The 22,394-nt window shown below is 73.6% G+C and carries 14 protein-coding genes; 11 read left to right on the plus strand and 3 right to left on the minus strand.

The window, feature by feature from the left end; genetic code table 11:
• Positions 1 to 13: 13 nt before the first annotated feature.
• A complete protein-coding gene (locus O7606_RS03640) occupies positions 14 to 1,708 on the plus strand; it encodes a condensation domain-containing protein (protein ID WP_281597567.1) in 1,695 nt (564 codons plus the stop codon).
• Between the two features lie 66 nt (positions 1,709 to 1,774).
• Here O7606_RS03640 and O7606_RS03645 read toward each other — a convergent pair whose 3' ends face one another.
• Both O7606_RS03645 and O7606_RS03650 read right to left on the minus strand, forming a co-directional pair.
• Entirely contained in the window at positions 1,775 to 7,231 is a 5,457-nt protein-coding gene (locus O7606_RS03645; RefSeq protein WP_281597568.1) for a carboxyl transferase domain-containing protein, read from the minus strand.
• Positions 7,232 to 7,544: 313 nt separating this feature from the next.
• Positions 7,545 to 7,811 (minus strand): RICIN domain-containing protein, encoded by a 267-nt coding sequence (locus tag O7606_RS03650; RefSeq protein WP_281597569.1) that lies wholly within the window; start codon positions 7,809 to 7,811, stop codon positions 7,545 to 7,547.
• Positions 7,812 to 8,517: 706 nt separating this feature from the next.
• On the opposite strand from O7606_RS03650, the gene O7606_RS03655 reads away from it, so the two are divergent.
• From O7606_RS03655 to O7606_RS03700, 10 genes are all read left to right on the plus strand, one after another.
• Positions 8,518 to 10,659 carry a hypothetical protein gene (locus tag O7606_RS03655; RefSeq protein WP_281597570.1) on the plus strand — a complete coding sequence of 714 codons (2,142 nt, stop codon included), beginning with the start codon at positions 8,518 to 8,520 and terminating at the stop codon, positions 10,657 to 10,659.
• A 50-nt stretch (positions 10,660 to 10,709) separates the two neighbouring features.
• Positions 10,710 to 12,440, plus strand: a complete 1,731-nt coding sequence (pelF, locus tag O7606_RS03660; RefSeq protein ID WP_281597571.1) for a GT4 family glycosyltransferase PelF — start codon at positions 10,710 to 10,712, stop codon at positions 12,438 to 12,440.
• Positions 12,437 to 13,942, plus strand: coding sequence for a hypothetical protein (locus tag O7606_RS03665; RefSeq protein ID WP_281597572.1), 1,506 nt, complete (start codon positions 12,437 to 12,439; stop codon positions 13,940 to 13,942). The genes pelF and O7606_RS03665 overlap by 4 nt, the downstream gene beginning before the upstream one ends.
• Positions 13,943 to 13,969: 27 nt before the next feature.
• Positions 13,970 to 14,770 carry a sugar phosphate nucleotidyltransferase gene (locus O7606_RS03670; RefSeq protein WP_281597573.1) on the plus strand — a complete coding sequence of 267 codons (801 nt, stop codon included), beginning with the start codon at positions 13,970 to 13,972 and terminating at the stop codon, positions 14,768 to 14,770.
• Positions 14,767 to 15,663: an NAD(P)-dependent oxidoreductase gene (locus tag O7606_RS03675; protein ID WP_281597574.1), complete on the plus strand. Its 897-nt coding sequence runs from the start codon at positions 14,767 to 14,769 to the stop codon at positions 15,661 to 15,663. The genes O7606_RS03670 and O7606_RS03675 overlap by 4 nt, the downstream gene beginning before the upstream one ends.
• Positions 15,660 to 16,769: an endo alpha-1,4 polygalactosaminidase gene (locus tag O7606_RS03680; protein ID WP_281597575.1), complete on the plus strand. Its 1,110-nt coding sequence runs from the start codon at positions 15,660 to 15,662 to the stop codon at positions 16,767 to 16,769. Before O7606_RS03675 ends, O7606_RS03680 begins: the two co-directional genes overlap by 4 nt.
• A gap of 91 nt (positions 16,770 to 16,860) precedes the next feature.
• The gene (locus O7606_RS03685) at positions 16,861 to 18,204 is read left to right on the plus strand and encodes a nucleotide sugar dehydrogenase (protein ID WP_281597576.1); all 1,344 of its coding nucleotides are present in this window, start codon (positions 16,861 to 16,863) and stop codon (positions 18,202 to 18,204) included.
• A complete protein-coding gene (locus O7606_RS03690; RefSeq protein ID WP_281597577.1) occupies positions 18,201 to 19,169 on the plus strand; it encodes an NAD-dependent epimerase/dehydratase family protein in 969 nt (322 codons plus the stop codon). The genes O7606_RS03685 and O7606_RS03690 overlap by 4 nt, the downstream gene beginning before the upstream one ends.
• Positions 19,157 to 19,858, plus strand: coding sequence for a hypothetical protein (locus O7606_RS03695; protein WP_281597578.1), 702 nt, complete (start codon positions 19,157 to 19,159; stop codon positions 19,856 to 19,858). Before O7606_RS03690 ends, O7606_RS03695 begins: the two co-directional genes overlap by 13 nt.
• Positions 19,859 to 20,040: 182 nt before the next feature.
• Positions 20,041 to 21,546, plus strand: coding sequence for a hypothetical protein (locus O7606_RS03700; RefSeq protein WP_281597579.1), 1,506 nt, complete (start codon positions 20,041 to 20,043; stop codon positions 21,544 to 21,546).
• 66 nt (positions 21,547 to 21,612) lie between these two features.
• Here the strand turns inward: O7606_RS03700 and O7606_RS03705 are convergent, their stop codons facing one another.
• Complete coding sequence (locus O7606_RS03705; RefSeq protein WP_281597580.1) at positions 21,613 to 22,389, minus strand: IclR family transcriptional regulator; 777 nt, start codon at positions 22,387 to 22,389, stop codon at positions 21,613 to 21,615.
• Positions 22,390 to 22,394: the final 5 nt, after the last annotated feature.

A 22,394-nucleotide genomic window follows, 5' to 3' on the forward strand; every position in this document is an offset into this window, starting at 1 on the left:
GGAGGTGAGCCACATGACCACGACCGAGACGACGATCGCCCGTCGGACGGCGCGGGTGCCCTTCGTGGGCGACCGCTCCGGCCGGTGGCCGATGGCCTACAGCCAGAGCAACGTCTTCGACTGGCTGCCGTACGAGGGCAGCGGCGCGGTGTTCGTCCTGCACGTCGACCTGCCCACCGACTGTGCGCTGTCCGACGTGCTCGACGCGGTCGGCGTGCTGGTGTCCCGGCACGAGGGGCTGCGGACGGTGTACGACACGGGCGACGGCGACGGGCGGACCCAGCAGGTGTCCGGGAGCGGGCACGTCGACGTGCTGCTGCTCGAACTCGGGCCGCAGGCCCACCGGCGCACCGGGATCACCGACCCGCCCCGACCGTTCGACCACGGTGGGGAGTACCCGGTCCGGATGGCGGTGACCACCGACGCCGGCCGACCGGTCCGGGCGGTCTTCGAGTTCTCCCACGCGGTGGCGGACCTGGTGGGCGCGGGCGTCCTGCTGGACGAGTTCGTCGCGCTCGTCGCGTCGCCCGCCGACCGGACCGTGGGACCGCCCCGGTGGCAGCCCGCCGACCAGGCCGAGTACGAGCGCACCCCCGAGGCCCGGCAGCGGATGGCGAAGACGCTGGCCTACTGGCGGGACCAACTGCACGTGCTGCCGGCGTGCCTGCTCTCCGTCCCGGCCCGCCGGGAGGGGCCGCCGGAGTACCAGCTCGCCACCCTGCGGTCCGTGCCGGTGGCGGCGGCGCTGCGGACGGTCGCCAAACGCGCCCGGGTCACCCCGGCGACGGCGCTGGTCACCACGATGGCCACGCTGCTGTCCTGGTGGACCGACACCGACCTGGCGGCCCTGGACGCCCTCTACAGCAACCGGTCGCTGCCCCGGATGCGCGACTTCGTCGGCAGCATCGCGCAGAGCGCGCTGATCCCGTTCGCGCCCGCCGCGACGTTCCACCAGACCCTGTGGCGCAGCCACCTGGCGATCTTCAACTCCTACCAGCACGCCTACTTCGACGCGACGGCGGTGGCGGAGCTGGTGGAGACCGTCGGCGTCCGGCAGGGCTGCCAGCGGCACCGGGATCTGGTGATCAACGACATGAGCACCACCCGGGGCGGAGTCTTCGACGGGCGGGCCGGGATCCCGGTGCGCGGCACCGAGGTGGAGAGCGGGCTGGCGGCCACCACCACCGACCCGGTCCGGCTCACCATCCTCCAGACCGAGCCCGTCGCCGTGCTCGGCCTCACCCACGACGTCCGGCACGTGACCGGCGACGAGGCCGCCGGGTTGCTGTGGGCGCTGGAACGGATCCTCACCACGGCCGCCGAGCGGGACTTCGACCTGACCGAGCTCGGCGCGGTGGCCGGACTCGACCGGGTGGTCCGGGGCGACGGCTGGGTGAAGGTGAACTCCTCCTGGATCGACCTGGTCGCCTGCGGACGGGCGTTGCGGGAGGCGGCCGGCGACCCGGCCGCCCGGGTGTTCGTCCGGGACGCCCCGGGTGGCGTCCGCTCGCTCGTCGGCTGCGCCGCCCCGCCGGACCGGCGGATCGGCCCCCGGGAGCTGCACGCGGCCACGGTCGCCGGCCTCGGCGGCCGGCACGGCGCGATCGCCCCGGACTACTACCTGGTCTGCGCCCGGCCGCCGGAGCGTCCCGACGACCAGGCCGCGTGGCAGGCCCAGCCGCTGCGGACGGCTGGCGCCGGCCGGTGACGGCGGGTCCCGGCCGGCGCCCCCGTGCGCGCCACCGGAGGACGACGCGCACGGGGACCGGTCGACTCACGTCAGCCGGGACTCGATGGCCTCGATGACCCGGGGGCGCAGCTCGGCGGCGCGGATCACCGCGTCGACCGAGCCCACCCGCACGGCGCGCTGGATGTCGTGCACCCGGTCGAACTCCGCCGCCACCTCGCCGAGCTTCTCCGCCCGGACCGAGACCCGCAGCTCGTCGAGCTCGGCGGTCAGCGAGGCGCGCTCGGTTCCGGTGGCCGCGGCGACCCGGGCCTCCAGCTCCCGGACCCGCGGATCCGCGGCGGTACGGGCGTTGACGTCGCCGGAGAAGACCACCGCGGCGGCCGGCGCGCCACCCAGCACCGAGGCGAACGAGCCCTCCAGCGCCAGCACCGTCATGTTCGGGTTCAACGCCTTGGAGAACACCACGAACGCGCCTCCGTGGTACCGCGAGATCACGCAGAACACGATCGGCCCGCGGAAGTTCACGATGGCCCGACCGATCTCGGCGCCGTACTCCAGTTGGAGCTGGCGCATCGACTCGGGTGAGCCGTCGAAGCCGGACAGGTTCGCCAGCACGACCAGGGGGCGGTTGCCGCTGGCCGCGTTGATCGCCCGCGCGGCCTTCTTCGACGACCGTGGGAACAGCGTGCCCGCGGTGTAGGCGTCCGGGCCGTCGGTGGGCGGGAAACCCCGCCGGGGCACCGACCGGGACTCGATGCCGAGCAGGCACACCGGCCGGCCGCCGAGGTGCACGTCCTGCACCACGGCGGTCTCCGCGTCGGCCATGCCCGCCCAGCGTTCCAGCACCGGGTGGTCCTGGTCGGACAACGCCCGCATCACCGTACGGATGTCGAACGGCTTCTTGCGGTCCGGGTTGGCGTCGGCGGAGAAGATCTCCCCGACGGTACGGAAGTCGCTGCCCTCCACCGCGTGCGGGAAGTCCGACACGTCCCGGTCCAACGGGTCGGTGGTGACGGTCCGGCGCGGCGCGTCCTCGCCCGGCGCGACGTACGTGTGCTCGTAGTGCGCCATCAGCACGTCCCGCGCGGCGGTCAGGTTCGGCGCCCAGTACTGCGCCTGCCCGTTCGGGCCCATCACCCGGTCGTAGCCGCCGATGCCGAAGTTGTCCTCGGCGGACACCCCACCGGAGAAGTCCAGCGACTGCTTGCCGGTGAGCACCATCGCCGAGTCCGGCGTCATCACCAGGATGCCCCGGGTGTGCATGAGCATCGTCGCCTCGGCGTTCCAGTACGGCTGCGCGCCGACGTTGATGCCCGCGACCACGATGTTGATCTCGCCGCCGTTCTGGGTGAACTCGACGATCCGCTTGAGCGCCGCGGCCACCCAGTCCATGTTCTCGGTGCCGGACTCCATCGAGATCCGCGCGCCGGAGGAGAGCGCGTACCACTCCAGCGGCACGCCCATCCGCTCGGCGAGGTCCAGCGCGGCGATCACCCGGCGGCACTCCGGCTCGGACAACGCGCCCAGCGACTTCGTCGGGTCGCCGAGCAGCACCACCCGGGTGACGCCCTGCGGGTGACGCGACGTCGGCGTGCTGACCACGCCCGCGACGAGCCCCGCCCGGTTGCGCCCCTTCGGCCGGTCGACCGGGATCAGCGCGTGGCGCTCGTCGAGGTCGTGCTCGACGAAGTCACCGAGCAGCCCGGTCAGCTCGTACGGGTAGACGGTGTTGCGGCTGGCCGCGCGCAGCACCTTCTGCCGGTAGTCGTCCAGCGGCTCGACCGGCTCGTCCGAGGGCGCCCCGACGGTCAGCGTGCTGCCTCCGGCGGCGTCGAAGGTGATGCGCGCCGAGACCTTGCTCAGCTCGCCGGTCTGCCGGTCGCGCCGGCGGGCGATGAACTGGATCTCCTCCAGCCCGGCGCCCGCGGTGGTCGGCAGCACCCGGCCGGCGATCGTCTCCAGCTCGGCCCGGGTGAGGTCGCTCGGCGGCCAGACGTAGACCACGATCCGGTTGGTGTTGACCTGCTTCGAGGGCTGCCGCCGCGAACGTTCCTGGCGGATCGAGTCCAGGCAGGCGGCGACCACGTCCTCGGCCGTCGGCAGGGCGACCAGCCGGCCGTCGTGCTCGCGCAGCGCGGTCAGGTCGCGCACCTGCGCGAACGCGACGAGCCGCTGGTCGGACGGGTTCTCCCGGGCCACGCACTGGAAGAGGTAGACCTCCTCGTCCGACGACGGCAGCCGGGTCAGGTCGAACTTGCCCAGCCGCTCCAGTTGCATCCGCTGCGCGATGTACGGGTGCAGCCCCCGCACCAGCCGCTCCTCGGTCATGCCGGCGGTCGACGGGCGGAACGTGAAGTGGTGGTGCATCACCGCGCCGCCGCGACCGGCGACGGTGGTGGTGACCCGCCGGATCTCGGTCGGCAGCGGCTGCGCGGCGACCACCTCGTGCAGCGCGGCGGCCATCGCGGCGGGCTCCTCCGGCTGGTTCTCCCAGCTCAGGTAGATGTCGGCGTCGACGGCGCCCGCGCCGGTCGCCAGCTCGGCCAGCCCGCGCAGCGCGCTGCCCAGCGCGTCGAAGCCGACCGCGGCGGAGACCAGGCACGAGTCGGCGCGCTCGGCGACCACGAAGGTGCAGCCGGCGACCTCGGCGGTGCGGACGTTGGTCAGCCCCTTGTTGCCGTAGTACCGCCGGGTCAGCACCTCCAGCATGACCGCGTTGTCCAGGTGGTCGCGGACCAGCCGCTGACCGAGCAGCCGCACCAGCGGCTCGGTGCTGCGCACCATCTCGGCGATGCGCTCGCCCCGGTCCGGCGCGTCCGGGTGCGCGTCCAGGTGGCGCAGGTGACGGCGGACCTCGGCGTACACCCGGGCCCGGTTGCGGCGCAGCAGCGGCTGGGCGAACCAGGCGAACACCACGCCGCGCGCCAGGTCCGCGACCACCGGGAAGCGGACCTGCGTCGCCGCCACCAGCCGCTCCAGCACGAGACCGGCGGGCTCCCGCAGCGCCTCGTCCGGCGGCGGCTCCCGCAGCCACGCGCGCAGCAACGCGGTGACCACCGTGACGTCGGCGGAGGCGCGCTGCTGGGCGAGGAAGATCCGGAACACGGCGGCTTCCAGCTCGGGGCAGCGCTCCAGGTCGGTCACCCCGTAGTGGCCGAGCGCCTTGGCGAGCTTCGCCTGGAACGTCGACGGCAGCCCGGCCCGCTCGACGTCCAGGCACTGGAGGTAGGTGTGGAAGTACTCGCGGGCGCTGAAGACGTGCCCGGCGCCGCCGTCCTCGCCCGACGGGCGGTTACGGCTCAGCTCGGCGAGGTCGGCGAAGACGTCGACGAGGCCGAGCTCCTCGGTCAGCGGCCGGTGCCCGTCGGCGATGGCGGCCCGGCGGGCGGCGAGGTAGTCGTCGAGCACCCGACGCTCGTCGTGCGGGTCGACGTCGAAGCCCAGCAGCAGGCTGCGCAGGTCCTCCTGACCGCGCAGGGTGCGGGCCCGCGCCGGCGCCGTGCCGGGCGCGACGGGCAGGTCCAGCTCGACGACGCCGGCGGACGCGGCGTCCTCGGCGGCGGCGTCACCGACCGGCTCCAGCCGCAGCAGCGGCGCGCCGGCCTCCACCTGGCTGCCCACCGAGACGACGCATTCCTTCAGCCGGGCGGCGAACGGCGCCCGCAGCACCGTCTCCATCTTCATGCTCTCCAGCACCAGCACCGGCGCGCCGGCCTCGACCTCCGCGCCGACCTTCAGCGGCGTGGCCACCACCAGCGCGGGCGAGGGCGCGCGCAGCACGCCGCCCTCGTCGCGGCTGACCCGGTGGGTCACCCCGTCCACCTCGACCAGGTGGATCGGCCCGTGCGTGCTGGTGAGCAGGCGGTACCGGTCGCCGTTGACGGCGATCTGCCCGGTGTGCCGGTCGAAGCGGTCGAGCTCCACGTCGGCGGTGCGGACCTCGCCGCCGGCCTCCACGCCCACCCGGAACCGGTGCGCGCCGACCCGGGCCACCCGCACCCGGTAGCCGACGCCGCGCAGCTTGAGGTCCAGCGGCCGGCCGCTCTCGTGCTGCACCTGCGGGCGTCCGCCGAAGGCCGTCGACAGCAGTCGCTGCCGCTCGACGCGCTCCTCCTCCTCGTACGTCTCGATGGCGGCGGCGGCCACGGCGACGCCGGAGTGCCGGTGCGAGACGAGCCGGCCCGCGCCGCGTACCCGGTCGATCCAGCCGGTGTCCGCGCTGGCGTCGATGACCTCGGGCTGGTCGAGCAGGTCGAGCACGAAGCTCTTGTTGGTGGCGCCGCCCTCGATGATCACGGTGGTCTCGGCCATCGCCCGGCGCAGCCGGCCGAGCGCCTCGTCGCGGTCGCGGCCGTACGCGATGATCTTGGCGATCATGGAGTCGAAGTCGGCGGGGATGGTGTCGCCCTCGCTGACCCCGGTGTCCACCCGGATGCCCGGCCCGGCCGGTAGGTCCAGCAGGGCGATCCGGCCGGGGGAGGGGGCGAAGTCGCGGTCCGGGTCCTCGGCGTTGAGCCGCGCCTCGATGGCGTGCCCGCGCTCGACCGGGGGCGTGCCCTCCAGCCGCCCGCCCGAGGCCACGTGGAGCTGCGCCTTGACCAGGTCGAACCCGGTGGTGGACTCGGTGATCGGGTGCTCGACCTGGAGCCGGGTGTTGACCTCCAGGAACGCGAAGAGCCGGTCGCCGGGGTGGTAGAGGAACTCGACGGTGGCCGCGCCCCGGTAGCCGACCGCCACGGCCAGCCGCTCGGCGGACGTCTTCAGCTCGGCGACCTGCTCCGGGGCGAGCACCGGCGACGCGGACTCCTCGATGACCTTCTGGTTGCGTCGCTGCACCGAGCAGTCCCGGACGCCGAGCGCCCACGCGGTGCCCTGGCCGTCGGCGATCACCTGCACCTCGACGTGCCGGGCCCCGGTGACCAGCCGCTCCAGGAAGACGACCCCGCTGCCGAACGCCCGGGCGGCCTCCTGGCTGGTGCGCTCGTAGGCGTCCACCAGCTCGTCCTCGTTGGTGATCACGCGGATCCCGCGCCCGCCGCCACCCGCGGTGGCCTTCAGCATCAGCGGGTAGCCGATCCGGGCCGCCGCCGTGACCGCGGCGTCCAGGGTCTCCACCGGACCGCGACTCCACGGCGCGACCGGCACGCCGACCTCCTCGGCGATCAGCTTCGCGCCGATCTTGTCGCCGAGCTTGCGCATGGCGTCCGGGCTCGGCCCGACGAAGGTCACCCCGATGCGCTGGCACAGCTCCGCGAACGCCGGGTCCTCGGCGACGAACCCCCAGCCCACCCACGCGGCGTCGGACCCGGTCTCCACCAGCGCCCGCTCCAGCACCCCCAGGTCGAGGTACGGGCGCGCGGACGCGGGACCGAGGTCGTACGCGACGTCGGCCTCCCGCACGAAGGTGGCGGTCCGGTCGACGTCGGTGTGCAGGGCGACGGTCTCGATCCGGGTCCCGGTTTCCGCGGCCAGCTCCCGGACGGCGTGGATGAGCCGCATCGCGGCCTCACCACGGTTGACGATGGCGACACGACTGAACACCCGAAGAGGCCTTTCTGTAGACACCACGATGTGCGCGCCGGGGCACGACGGTCCCGGCAGTGTTCACCTTTCCCTCTACCGGCTGGCAGCGCCATGTCGCAGACAGCGCACACTCTGGTGGATCAGTTGTAGGAACCGTACAAAAAGCGTTGGCCGACCCCGTCCCACCAGGGGAGACGCGACCGGGGCGCGGGGCGACCCGGTCGCGCCGGATCTCCCGCACGGATCCCGTCGGTCCGGGCAGACCGACCTGCCGCCGGCGCCGCGCGGGGAGGGGTGGCCGCCCGGGCCCCGCTCCGAGGGCGCTCGCGGGTCAGCCGGGCAGGCTCCACCGCTGGTTGACGCCGCCGTGGCAGTCCCACAACCGGGCCTGCGCGCCGTTGGCGGTGCTGGCGTCCGGGATGTCGACGCAGCGGCCGGACGCCGTGCCCACGATCCGGGTGGTCTGCCCGGCCTCGCCGCCCGGCGCGCCGATGCCGCCGGACACCGCGCGGGCGGGGCCGACGGGCGCCGTCACTCCCGTGACGGCGAGACCCGGCGCGGCGGACGCCCCGAGCCATCGCCGGATGAAAATTGCCATCTGAAATTTACCCGTAATGTTCCCGTGTCGGCTTCACGACACCGTGCCGTGCCGCGTGCCAGAACTCGGGCGGTCGGATCCGGGAATTACCCGCCACGTTCCGATGAGGCGTCTGACGGCCTGCGTGCCCGTCGCCGGCGAGGGCGGCCGGTCGAGGCGTCGTGCCGCCGGGAAGAGTGGCCGTTCGGGTGGCGGGTCAATGTTCGCCCGTCTTTAGCTGCGAATTAAGCGTCCGGCTCCCTGCGCGTGGGGCGGGTCGCTCCTCGGATGCACCCGTGGCGTCCCGCTCGCTTGGAAAAGCTGGGCAGATGGCACATCGATGGGCCGAACGGCCGACCTTCGTCACCGGTGCGGCCACATTAAGCGAGCCTTAAGTAGCTACCGATCTGATGACTGACCGGCCTTCCCCGGTGTCCCAATCGTGGCGAAAAAAACCTGTATCGAAGCGTTGCGGAAGCGCGGAAAAGACGCAACTCCCCCCGACCGGAGTGGGCGTCGAATGGATCGTCAAGGTCGAGGCCGGAATATTCGTGCAGGCCGGGCCGGAAATGGCGCCCGCTAGCAGCAGGTGACGATTTCGTCAATGACGTGGATCTGGCACCCGAACCGCTGTGTCGACGGTCGACTCCGATTGGTAGCCTTCGCCCGCACCTCATCAGTCCACCGTGGACTGACACACTGTCGTCTCCTCATCGGAGGTCAGTACATGGTCCCCACCGGACCTGCGCGTCGCCGCGCAACCCGACTCGCCCTCGCCGGGCTGACCGCGCTCACGGTCGTGCTCGGCGCCCAGACCCCAGGCCTCGCCCGGCCGGCGGCCCCCGCCGTCACGCCGCCCGCCGTGCCCGGCCTCGGCCAGGTCGCGAAGCCGAAGCAGGCCCGCCCGGCCCCGCTGCCCAAGCGGTCCGGCACCGTCCAGGTCACCGCCGACCGCAAGCAGACCACCCAGCAGGGCGACGTCGGCGCCCAGGCGCTCAACGACAAGGTGGCGCTGCGCGCGCTGATTGTCGCCACCAACACCGCCGACTTCGGCGTGGCCACGCTGACCACCACCCTGGACCGGGTCGGCGCGCACTACGACATCGTCTACACCGCCACCCAGTCGATCACCGCGAGCTCTCTCGTGCGCCCCGACGGGGTGGGCAAGTACAACGCGATCCTGCTGACCAACAGCATGCAGATGTACGAGCACAACGGGAACTACCTCAGCGGCCTGACCAGCACCGAGTGGAACACCCTCTGGGCCTACGAGCGCAACTTCCAGGTCCGCCAGGCCGCCCTCTACACCAGCTACGGCACCTGGCCGGAGGACTACTGCCTGACCTCCAACGGTGAGGGCGGGGTCGGCGACACGCCGCTGCCCGTCTCGCTCACCACGGCCGGCGCGGGCGTCTTCGACTACCTCAACAGCGCCGCGCAGATCCCGGTGGTGCAGTCGTACGTGTACCGCACCTCGATCCGGTCCGGCTGCGCCGCCACGCCCCTGATGACCAACGGCTCCGACGTGCTCGCCGTCACCACCACCTCCACCGACGGCCGGGAGCGCATCGCGCTGACCTTCACCTCGAACCAGTACCTGCTCCACTCCGACCTGCTGGTCTACGGCCTTGTCCGGTGGGCGAGCAAGGGCCTGTGGTTCGGTGAGCAGAAGCACCACCTGAACGTCGACATCGACGACTGGTTCAACACCTCCGACCACTACAAGGAGGACGGCACCGTCGAGTACGCTCCCGGCTTCCAGGTCAGCGGGCACGACACGGTGAACCTCGACGCGAAGCAGACCGCGCTGCGCGCGGCGTACCCGCTGGCCTCGAACTTCACCTTCACCATCGCGTTCAACGGCTCGGACATCGACCCGTTCGCCGGTGACCAGTGCAGCCCCAACGGCGACGCGACCACGCTGACCGCCACCACCAAGTGCCTGAAGAACAACTTCCGGTGGATCAACCACACGTTCAACCACCCCGAGTTGAACTCGACCAACTACGCCACCTCGTACGCCGAGATCGACGACAACCGGACCGCGGGCGACTCGATCGGGCTGAGCTTCCCGGACAGCGTGCTGAAGACCCCCGAGTACTCCGGTCTCGGCGTCTACAACGACGACCCGGACAACGACACCGGCCCGCCCACCGACCACGGCCTGGAGGGATCCAACACCGCGCTGCTGGACGCCGCCGAGGACCTCGGCGTCACGACGATGGCCGGCAACATGTCGTTCGGTAGTCACAAGCCGGCGGACTTCAACGCCGCCCGGGTGCACCCGCTGAACTCGGCCATCGCCGTGGTGCCGTGCTGGCCGACGAACATCGCCTACCACACCACCACCCCGGCCGAGCAGACGGTCTTCTACAACTCCTTCTACGGGCCGAACGGGCTCTTCCCGTACTGGCCCACCGACCGCACCTACGCCCAGCTCCTGGACTACGAGGCCGGCGTGGGCCTGCAGCACGTGGCGTCCGGCTCGATCTACGCGCACACCTTCCACATCGCCAACGTGCGCGACTACGGCTCGGGCGACACCCTGATCACCGACTGGGTGGAAGCCGTGCTGGAGAAGTACACCTCCCTCTACTCGGTGCCGCTGCTGAACTCGCAGTGGACCGACGTCGCCGCGTACACCCTGGCGCGCAACGCCCACTTCGCCGCGCTCGACGCCGGGGTGGACGCCGTCTACGACCGCACCCTCGGCACCATCGCGGTGACCTCGCCGGCCGCCGGCTCGGTCCGGCTCGGCGGCGTGACCACGACCACCACCGGCGCCACCTCGTACGGCACCGACGTCACCGTGCCGGTGACGCTCGCGGCGAACACCACCGTGACGCTCAACGCCGCTCCCCGCCCCTGACCAACCTCGACGGCAAGAAACGGTGACAAGAAAGTGAACGGGAGCGCTCGGTGAGGATCGCACTGGTCTCGGAAGGGACCTACCCCTACGCGATGGGCGGCGTGAGCATCTGGTGCGAACAGCTCATCCGGGGGATGCCGGACTACCGGTGGGAGGTCGTGGCGCTCACCGTGGACGGCACCGAGAAGCCGGTCTTCGACCGGCCGGCGAACCTCGACCGGGTGCACTCGATCCCGCTGTGGGGCGGACGGCCTTCGGGCCGCCGCCCCCAGCGGGGGACCCTGGTCCCCTCCGGGCGCCCCGGAGCCGGGTTCGTGGAGTCCTACGAGGTGTTCCTGCGGGCGCTGGTCACCCCGCTGGAGTCGACCCGATCACAGGCGGGCGCGGTCAACCGCAGCACCTTCCTGCTCGCGCTGCGCGGCCTGTTCGAGTACGCCGCCGACGGCGGGGACCTCAGCGGCGGCGTGCTCTCCAACCAGGCCCTCGGGATGATGCTCGACGCCTGGCAGACGCTGCGGGTCGACGAGACCGGGCCGCCGCTCACCGTCGCCGACGCGCTGGAGGCGGCCTGGCTCATCGCGCACATGCTGCGGCCGTTGAGCGCGCCGCCGGTGCGGGCCGACATCGTGCACTCGTCGATGAACGGTCTCGCCACGCTCGTCGGGATGGCCGCCACGTGGACGTACGGCACCCCGCTGGTCCTCTCCGAGCACGGCATCTACCTGCGTGAGCGCTACATCTCCTACCTGCACGACAAGGCGCCGCACGCGGTCCGGGTGCTGGTGCTGAGCTTCTTCCGCTCGCTCGCCGGAGCGGCCTACCTGATCACCGGCGCGCTGGCGCCGCACTCGCAGTACAACCGCCGCTGGCAGCTGCACAACGGCGCCGACCCCGACCGGATGTGGACGATGTACAACGGGGTCGACCCGGAGGAGTTCCCGCCCGCGCGCAGCGAGCCGGAGGTGCCGACCATCTCGTTCATGGGCCGGGTCGACCCGTTGAAGGACCTGCACACCCTGATCCGGGCGTTCGCGCTGGTCCGCCAGGAGATCCCGGCCGCGCGGCTACGTATCTTCGGCGGCACCCCGGCGGCCAACAAGGTCTACCACGAGAGCTGCCTGACCCTGATCGACGAACTGGGGCTGACCGGTCACGCCACCCTGGAGGGTCGGGTCGGCAGCGCGGTCGAGGCCTACCACGCCGGCAGTCTGGTCGCGTTGACGAGCATCTCCGAGGGCTTCCCGTACACGGTGGTGGAGGCGATGGCCTGCGGACGGCCGACCGTCTGCACGAACGTCGGCGGCGTCGCCGAGGCGGTCGGGGACACCGGCATCGTCGTCCCGCCCCGGGACGTGGCCGCCGTCGCCGCCGCCTGCGTCAAGCTGCTCAGCGACACCGAGCTGCGGTTGCGGCTCGGCGCGGTCGCCCGGCAGCGGGTCCTGGACCGGTTCACCCTGCAACGCTCGCTGCAGGCGTACCGCGACATCTACGACCTGCTGGTCGCCGCGCACACGCCGGCCGGTCCGCCGGCGCAGCGGGTGCGTGGCCAGGCGCAGGGCCGGGTCCGGGTGCCGGACCACCGGATCCGACCCGGGGTGGCCGCCGTCCCGGCCCGGGTGCCCCGGCCACGCGCCTCGGAGGAGGACAACCGCACCAACGCGGCGTACGTGCCGCGCCACGCTCCCACCCCGTCCGCCTGGCCGCAGCCCCGGCCGCCGATGGCGTACCCGCAGGGCGAGCCGGCCGGCCGGCTCCGGCGACCGGCCGGTGAGCCGCGGTGACCTCCGGCGTCGACGGCGACACCGTCGTCCTGCAGCGGCAGTCCGGCGGCACGGCCACCCGCCCCGACGAGCCCGAGCGCACCATCCTGCTGCCCCGGATCTCCACCGACCCGGTCGACGAGCTGGTCGAGCGGGTTCGGCCCAGACTGAACCGGGCGGTCGACGCCCTCCAGGTGGCGGCCGCGCTGGAGGCCGAGGGGCACACCGACCGGGCCGCCCAGGTCGAGTACGGCTACAGCGACGTGTTCACCCTCGCCTCCGAGGTGTTCAAGCGGATGGGGCCGCCCTCGCCGGCGGCGGACGCGACCACCGACCCGGCCGGGCCCGACGTCCTGCGCTGGGTGGGCCTCCGGACGCTCTGGCACGGGCCGCTGTACGTGCTGCCGAGCGCCGCGTTCCCGGCCGTGTTGGCCGTGGTGGGACGACCCGGGCTGGTGCTCGGTCTGGTGCTCGCCGGGACGCTCGGCTGGGTCTGGTCCGGGGTGGCCGGGTACGCGGCGTACCGGTTGCTCGGCCTCGGTCGACCCCGCTCGGCGGCCCGGGTCCTGCGGATCGCCGCGGTGGCCGGCCCCCTGGCCGGCGTGGCGCTGGGCGCGGCGGTGGCCCCGTACGGCGGACTGCCGCTGGCCGTGATGGCGGTCTGTCAACTGGCCTACCAGATGGCCGGCACGCTGCTGACGTTCTACCGGCGGGAGGCGTGGCTGGCCGTGGCCATGGCGCCGGCGTTCCTGCTCGGCGCGGCCTACCTGGTGGCCGGCGGCCCGACACTGCGCGGGTGGGCGGTGGTCGCCGCGGCGCTCGGCGTGCTGGCCGCGTTCGCCGCGGCCCTGGCCGCCACCCGGCCGACCGCCGGCACGGAGGAGGCGGCGGCCCGGGATCCACTCTGGCCGCCACCGTCGGCGCTGCTCGGCGTCACCGGCTACGGCCTCGGCTCGGCCGTGCTGCTGTTCCACGCGCAGGCGCCGTACCTGTTGGGTCGACTGGACATCGCCGCCGCGGCCGTGCCGCTGATCCTGTCCATGGGCTACGTGGAGTGGCGGACCAGCCGGTTCCGGTCGAACGCCGTCGAGTTGACCCGTCGGGCCCGCCGACCCGGCCCGTTCGTCGCCGGCATCTGGCGCATGATCGGCCGGGAGGTCGCCGGCTGCCTCGCGGTGCCGGCCGTGCTGGGCGCGGCGTTGCTGCTCGGGCTCGCCCGGGTGGGGATGCTCTCCGCCCCGGGCGTGCTGATGACCGTGGCCCACGTCGCGCTGGCCGGCGCGTACTACCTGGCGTTCCTGCTGGTCGGACGAGGACGGTACGGCTGGCTGTCGCTGTCCATGGCGGTCGCGGTCGTGGCGCACGTGGGTGTCGGCGCGTTGCTCGGCGTCGCGCCGTTGCTCGGGCAGGACGGCGCCGCGTTCGTCGACACCTCGCTCTACCTGGGCAGCGTGGTGCTGCTCCAGGCGCTGTTCGCGCTCGGTCTGCTTCCGGTGATCGGGCAGGTCCGGCACTACCGGTAGTTCGCTTGAGACCTGGGGAGGTCTGCGATGCACGCGGTGATCCTTGCCGGCGGCAAGGGGGTGCGGTTGCGGCCGTACACGACGGCGCTGCCCAAGCCCCTGATGCCCATCGGCGACAGCCACTCGATCCTGGAGATCGTGCTCGACCAGCTCGCCTCACGCGGCTTCACCTCGGTGACCCTGGCGATCAACCACCTCGGCCCGCTGATCCGGGCGTTCGTCGGGGACGGTCGACGCTGGGGGCTCACCATCGACTACGTCGAGGAGGAACGACCGCTGTCCACCGTCGGGCCGTTGTTCGGGCTGAAGGACGAGCTGCCCGACGACTTCCTGGTCATGAACGGTGACGTCCTCACCGACCTGGACTACGCCGACCTGCTGCGGACGCACGCCGTCTCCGGCGCCGGGCTGACCCTGGCGACCTCCGAGCGGGTGCACCGCATCGACTTCGGGGTGCTCGACGTCGACGCCGGTCGGATCGTCGGGTTCCGCGAGAAACCCGCCCTGCGTTACCCGGTCAGCATGGGTGTCTACGGGATGTCCCGCAGGACGCTCGCGCCGTACCCGTCGGGGATGGCCCTCGGGTTCGACCGGCTGGTGCTGGATCTGCTCGCGGCGGGGGAACACCCGGCGACGTACCCGTTCGACGGGTTCTGGCTGGACATCGGCCGGCCGGAGGACTACGACGAGGCGAACCGCACCTTCGCGCAGCTCAAGCCGATCCTGCTGCCCGGCGAACGTCACCCGGTAGCGGTGGTCGGTGAGCACGACGGCCGCGCGGCGGTCGGGGAGCGCAACGGCGTCGCGGTGGCGGGGGATCGGGCGTGACGCGGGTGCTGCTCTTCGGAGCGTCCGGTTTCATCGGCGGGCACGTGCGGGACGCGCTGACCGCCGACCCTCGGGTCACCGAGGTGCTCTGCCCGGGACGGACCACCCACGATCTGGTCGCCGGCGAGCCGACCGGTCTCGCGGACCTGCTGCGCCGGACCGCTCCGGACGCCGTGGTCTGCTGCGTGGGGGCGCTCACCGGCGCCCCGACCCAACTGGTCACGGCGAACACCCTGGTCGCGGCGAAGCTGCTGGAGGCGGTGGGCGCGGCGGCGCCGCAGGCCCGGCTGGTCCGGCTCGGCTCGGCCGGCGAGTACGGCGTGGTGCCGGACGGCGTCTCGGTCACCGAGACGGACCCGACGCGACCGGTGAGCGCGTACGGCGTCAGCCACCTGGCCGGGACCCGGCTGTTCCAGCTCGCCGGTGAGTCCGGGCAGGTCGACGCCGTGTCGGTGCGGGTGTTCAACCCGATCGGGCCGGGCATGTCGGAGGAGAACCTGCTCGGTCGGGCGGCGGCCCGGATCCGGGCCGCCCTGGCCGAGGACGCTGCGGCGATCACCCTGGGACCGCTGTCGGCGTACCGGGACTTCGTGGACGTCCGGGACCTCGCGGCGCTCGTCGTCGCGGTGGTGCTCGCGCCCGCGCTGCGGCACCGGGTCTTCAACGCCGGCAGCGGCCGGGCGGTCACCGCCCGGGAGGCGGTCGGGCTGCTCGCCGGGACCGCCGGTTACCGTGGCCGGATCCACGAGGCCGGGGTCGGCCCGCAGCGCTCCACAGCGGTCGGGTGGATCCGGGCCGACGTCGGCCGGGCCGGTCAGGAGCTCGGCTGGACGCCGCTGCGTGACCTGGCCACCTCGATCAAGGACATCTGGGCCGCCGGGGAGGCACGGTGAGCCACTGGGGCTGGCGACGGTGGCTGCTGGCCTCCCTCGCCGGGGTGACCGTGCTGACGGTGACGGCGGTGGGCGTGGTCGTCCTGCGCCACCCGGACCCGGTGACCCCGTCGACGTCGTCGGCGGACCGCGCCGCCCCGCCCGCCGGGCCGGTCACCGGCGCCGGTTCGGCCGGCCCCGGCGCCGGTCCCTCCGGCGACGCGTCCGCTCCGGGGGCCACCGCCGGCCTCGGGGCGCGGCCGACCGGCCCGGCCGCCACCGCACCCGGCCGCCGCGCCGGCCCGCCGCGCCCCGGCACGATCACCGACTGGGCGTACCAGCTCCAGGGCTACCCCGACGGCCGGCTCGACGCGCTGTCCCGGGGCCGGTACCAGCTCGCGGTGGTCGACCTGGCCCGGGACGCGCACACCGACTGGTTCACCCGGGCCGAGATCGAGACCGTGCGCCGGGGCGGCAAGCGGGTCCTGGCGTACTTCGAGATCGGCAGCATCGAGGACTTCCGCCCGGAGTACCCGCTGCTGCGTCGGGACGCCCCGGACCTGCTGGCCAACGAGTGGCCGGACTGGCCGGGCGAGTACTTCGTGCGCTACTGGGACCCCCGGTGGTGGGACCGGGTGGTGCGGCCCCGGGTGGACCAGGCGCTGCGGGCCGGCTTCGACGGGGCCTACCTGGACACGCCCCTGGCGTACGAGGAGATCTCCCTGTCCGCCGCCGGCGGTCGCGACCGGGCCCGGCTCGCCGCCGAGATGTCCGCCCTGGTCGGCCGGATCAGCGGGTACGCCAAGGCCCGCCGACCCGGCTTCCTGGTCGTCCCGCAGAACTCACCCGAGCTGCGCGCCCAGCCCGGCTACCCGGCCGCCATCGACGGCATCGCGATGGAGGAGCTGTTCTATCTCGCGACGGACCAGCCGTGCGCCCGGGACTGGTGCGCGGAGAACCTCGCGCACACCCGGGCGCTGCGCGACGCGGGCAAGTTCGTGCTCGCCGTCGACTACGCGCAGCGGGCCGACCACGTGCGGACGGCCTGTGGCCGCTACCGCACGGAGCGGTTCGCCGGGACGGTCACCGTCCGGGAGCTCGACCGGCTCACCGCGCCCTGCGACTGAGTCACCCCGCCACGGCCGTCGGTTCCGCCAAGGGCGGCGGGACCCGCGCCGCGTGCGATCCGTTCACTGGATTGAAGAAAGGACACCCACCATGGGTACGAAGATCGGGGTCGTCGGCCTGGGCTACGTGGGTCTCACACTCACCGCCGCCCTCGCCGACAAGGGTTTCACGGTGTACGGCGCGGACGTGTCGCCGACGGTGCTGGCGTCGCTGTCCCGGGGGCGGCCGCACATCTTCGAGCCGGGCGTCGAGGAGATCTTCGCCGCCGGTGTGGGCCGTACCATCCACGTGGCCGCCGAGCTGCCGCGCGACACCGTCGACGTGGCGGTGATCAGCGTGTCCACGCCGGTCGACGACGTCACGCACCGGCCGAACCTGGCGAACCTGGCCGCCGCCGCCCGCGCGGTCGCCGCGAGCTGCCGTCCGGACACGCTGGTCGTGGTCCGCAGCACCGTGCCGGTCGGCGCGAGCCGTGACGTGGTGCTGCCGGAGCTGCGCGCCGCCTGGGGGGAGCGGGTCCGGCTGGTGATGGCCCCGGAGCGCACCATCCAGGGCCAGGCGCTGCGTGAGCTGGTCGAGCTGCCGCAGGTGGTCGGTGGCCTGGACGAGGCGAGCCTCGCCGCCGGCGTGGAGTTCTTCCAGGGGTTGGCGCAGAGCATCGTGCCGGTGTCCGGCCTGGAGGCCGCCGAGCTGGTCAAGCTCTCCAACAACTGCCACACCGATCTGATCTACGCGTTCGGCAACGAGGTCGCGTTGATCGCCGAGCGGCACGGCCTGGACCCGCTGGAGGTGATCCGGGCGGCGAACGTCGACTACCCCCGCCCGGACCTCGCCAAGCCCGGGTACGTCGGCGGCGGCTGCCTCTCGAAGGACCCGTACATCATGATCGACAGTGCGGGCGAGCGTCGGCCGTTCCTGGTCGGCAAGGCCCGTCAGCTCAACGAGTTCCTGCCGATCCACGTCGGGGAGACCGTGGTCCGGATGCTGGTCGAGGCGCGGGGACGCAGCCACGGCGCGCGGCTGGCGGTGCTCGGTTGGGCGTACAAGGGCTGGCCGGCCACCGACGACATGCGCGGCACCCCGATCGCCACGATGATCCGGGTCTTCGCCGCCGCCGGCGTGACCGTGCTCGGTCACGACCCGATGGTCACCGACGACGTGATCCGGCAGTACGGGGGCGAGCCGGTCAGCCTGGACAAGGCGTTCACCGAGGCGGACGCCGTCCTGATCATCAACGACCACCCGGACTACCGGGCGATCCGGGTCCCGGAGGCGTTCGGCGCGGCCCGGCCGGCGTTCGTCTACGACTCGTGGCGGGTGCTCGACGGCGACGCGGTCAGCGCCGCCGGCGTCCGCTACGCCGGCCTGGGCTACCTGCCGCCCGCCCCGACCGCCGTGGCGGCCGGCGAGACCCCGGAGGTGGTGTCGGCATGAGGGCGCTGCTGCTCGGCGGGGCCGGCTTCATCGGCCTGCACCTCGCCCGCCGCCTGGTCGCCGACGGGCACCAGGTGACGATCGTGGACGACTTCTCGCGCGGCCGGGACGACGCCGACCTCGACCGGCTCCGCGCCGACCCGGCGGTGGAGGTGATCTCCGGTGACCTGACCGCACCGACCGTCTGGGCGGCCCTGCCGTCCGGCTGGGACCAGATCTACCTGCTCGCCGCCGTGGTCGGGGTCCGCAACGTGGAGCAGGACCCGGCCCGGGTGGTCCGGATCAACACCCTGGTCGCCCTGCGGCTGCTCGACTGGGTGGCGCCCGGCGAACGGGTCTTCTTCGCCTCCACCAGCGAGGTCTACGCCGGGGGAGTGACCGCCGGGGTGGTGCCGGTGCCGACCCCGGAGACCGTGCCGACCATGATCTCCGACATCACCGCGCCCCGGTTCGCGTACGCGGCCAGCAAACTGCTCGGCGAGGCGGCGTTCCTGCACACCGCCCGCGCCGGGGGCTTCGAGACCGTGGTCGGCCGGTTCCACAACGTGTACGGGCCACGGATGGGCCTCGACCACGTCGTCCCGGAGATGTCGCTGCGCGCCCTGCGCGGCGCCGACCCGTTCCCCGTCCCCGGGGCCGACCAGTACCGGGCGTTCTGCCACGTGGACGACGCCGTCGAGGCGATGCTGCGACTGATGGCCGCCCCGGGCGCCACCGGTCAGATCGTGCACATCGGCAACGACCGCGAGGAGACCAACATCGGTGACCTGGCCAAGCTGGTGCTGCGGGTGGCCGGGGTGAGCGCGGAGATCGCGCCGGAGCCGGCGCCGTCCGGTTCGGTCGGTCGCCGCTGCCCCGACCTGTCCCGGTTGCGGGAGCTGACCGGCTACGAGCCGACGGTCAGCCTGGAGGAGGGGGTACGGACCACCTTCGCCTGGTACCGGGAGCACGTGTGGACGCGGTGAGCCGTCGCCCGATCTGCTTCTACTACGGCGACGGGCGGCTCGACGACCTCACCGGGTACCTGCGGGTGGTCCTGCAACCGGACTTCTACCCGCCCGCCGAGCTGCGGTACCTAGCCGACCAGGGCGTGCAGACCCTCGGTTACCTGTCGTTGTCGGAGGACACCGGCCCGCCGGCGCCCTGGCAGCGTCAGGAGCGCAACCCGGACTGGGGCGGCGCGTTCGTCCAGGTGGGACACCCGCTGTGGGTGGCGCACGTGGTCGCGGCGGCCAAGGCGGCGATCGCCCGCGGCTTCGCCGGGCTCTTCCTGGACACGCTGAACGTGGAGCTGACCTACCCCGAGGACCTGCCGCACCTGCTGACCCTGGTCGGCGCGGTACGGGAGGAGGCGCAACCGGCGTACCTGCTGGCCAACCGGGGCTTCGGTCTGCTGCCCCGGCTGGCCGAGCTGGTCGACGGCATCGTCTTCGAGTCGTTCACGGCGCGGTGGACGGAGGAGGGCTACGCCCCCTGGCCGGCGGACGCGTTGGAGTTCAACGCCCAGATCGCCGAGCAACTGCTGCACCTGGAGCTGGACCTGTACAGCCTGGACTATGCCGACAGCCCGGGGCTGACCGACTTCGCGGCGCGTCGGGCCCGTCAGTTCGGGCTCCAGTCCTTCGTCAGCGACCGCGCCCTGTCGCGTACCTGACCGGCTGCGCCGCCCGCCGGGGCGGGCCGGGACGTGCGGGGCGACCCGCCGACCGGTCCGCCCCGGCGGGTCGTGGCGGACCTCCGGTCGGCTCGCGGTCGCCGGCCGGAGGCGATTGACAGCGGCTCCCGGCGCGGATTCGATTGTCATATCGACGTCCGCAGATCTTAAGGGGATCCTCCGTGAGTCCACCGCCCGGCCGCCGGAGCGCCGTCCTTCTCGCCACCGTCGCCACCGCCGTCCCACTGCTCGCCCCCGCCCCCGCCGTCGCCGCGCCGCCCGCCCCCGCGGCGGTGGTCCGGGCCGGCGGACCCGCCACGCCCACCGCCCTCTGGGCCAGCACCACCGGCACCGGCATCTCGCTGGCCTGGGAACAACCGCGGGCCGGCTCGCCGGCGGTCTCCTTCCGGGTGTACGAGAGCGCCGAGGTGGTCGCCCGGGCCAGCACCACCAGCGCCTACCTGGAGGTGCCGTTCGGCTCGTCGCACACCTACACGGTCGCCGCGGTCGACCGCTGGGGCCAGGAGTCGCCCCGGTCCGCCGCGGTGACCGGCCGGTCCTGGCTGTCCGGCGTCAACCCCGAGTGCCTGCCGGACCCCGGGGTGTCCGTCACGGTCACCGAGGTCACCGCGTCGGCCGTCGGCCTGACCTGGACCCGGCATCCGCTCGGCGCCGACCTGGAGGTACGGGTCGACGGCAGCAGCCTCGGCTGGACCTCCGCCACCGGCGTCCGGGTCGGCGGGTTGACGCCCGGCGCCGTCCACCAGGTGGCCCTCTACCGCCAGAACCGGTGCCAGCCGGGCGGGCTCGTCCTCGTCGGGTCGCGGACGGTCACCACCGCGCCGGGCGCCCCGGCCCGCCCGGCGGCCCCCACCGGTCTCGCCGTGACCGGCCGCACCGACAGCACCGTCGATCTGACCTGGTCCGCCCCGACCGGCCCGCCCCCGGCCCGCTACGCGGTCTACGACGGCGCGACCCTGGTCGCCACGACCACCGGCACGGCGACCCGGGTGGACCGGCTGTACCACGCCACCCGGCACCGGTTCACCGTCGCCGCCCTGGACGCCGTCGGCAACGAGTCCGCGCACGCTCCGGCCGTGACCACGGCGACCGCGACCTGCCTGGCCGCGCCGCCCCGACCCGCCACGCCGACGGTGCTCTCGGCGTCCCCGTCCTCGGTGCGGCTGGCCTGGACCCTCGACGCCGCCGCCGACGCGTACACGGTGCTCGACGGGGAGACCCCGGTGGCGACCACCCGCTACCCGGAGGTGGCGTTGACCGGGTTGCGCTCCGCGTCGTCGCACGCGTACCGGGTGGTGGCCGCCCTCGCCCAGGGCTGCGGCGAGAGCCCGCGCGGCCCATCCGTCGACGTGAGCACCCCGGGCGGTCCGACGGCCCGTCCACCGGCGCCCGGCTCGCTCGTCGTCTCCGGCAACGTCCCGGACGGGACCACCACCACCCAGGTGACGCTGAGCTGGTCTGCCGGGCCGGCCGGCGAGCCGGTGGTCGGCTACCGGGTGTACGAGGGAGCGGACGTCGTCGGCGGGTCCGCCGGCACCTCGCTGACCCTGCCGGTGGGCGCGGCGACCACCCACGAGTACGTCGTGGTCGCGGTGAACGCCGCCGGCCACGAGTCGGCGCCCAGCCCTCGGGTCACCGTCCGGGCCACGTTCCTGCCGCCGCCGTGACCTGCCGCGCGGCCACGTCCCGGGTCCGGCCGCGCGGTCGCGGCCGGACCGGGCGCGGCCGGCGCCTCAGACCGCCGGCAGCAGGGTGCGGGCGGCGTGGGCCTGGTCGACGGCGGCGCGCAGGGCGACGACGATCCGGTCCTCCAACCGCGGGTCGAGCCGTGAGGTCGGCACGGAGAGGCTGATCGCGTCCACGGCGGGCGTCTGCAACGGCACGGCCATCGCGAAGCAGACGATCCCCTCGGTGTTCTCCTCCCGGTCGACCGCGTAGCCGCGGCTCCGGACCGTCGCCAGGTCGTCGTGCAGCCGGTCCGGGTCGGTGACGGTGTGCCCGGTGAGCGCCGGCAGCGGCCAGCTCAACAGCCGGTCGACCACCTCGTCGGGGCGTTCGGCGAGCAGCGCCTTGCCCAGCGCCGTGGCGTGGGCCGGCAGGTGCCGGCCGATCGCGCTGTAGAGCCGCAGCGGGTGCACCGACTCCCGTTTGGCCAGGTAGACCACGTGGGCGCCGTCCAGTCGGCCGAGGTGGACGGTCTCGCCGAACTGGTGGGACAGCTCGTCGAGCACCCCGGCGAGCAGGCCCATCGCGTCGTCGGTGCGCAGGTAGGCGGCGCCGACCTGCAGGGCGCGCACCCCGAGGCCGAAGCGGGTGCCGGTGGCGTCCGCCTCCACCCAGCCGCGCTGGATCATCGTGCGCAGGATGCCGTGCAGGCTGCTCTTCGGGATGCCGAGCGCGCGGGCCAGGTCGACCAGCGAGCGGCGGGCCGGGGAGCCGGCCAACGCCTCCAGCACGTCGAGGGCGCGGCCGGCGGACTTCACTGGCTGGAACGCCTCGCCCGTCGTCATGGCCG

Source organism: Micromonospora sp. WMMD882 (assembly GCF_027497255.1).
GTDB lineage: Bacteria > Actinomycetota > Actinomycetes > Mycobacteriales > Micromonosporaceae > Micromonospora.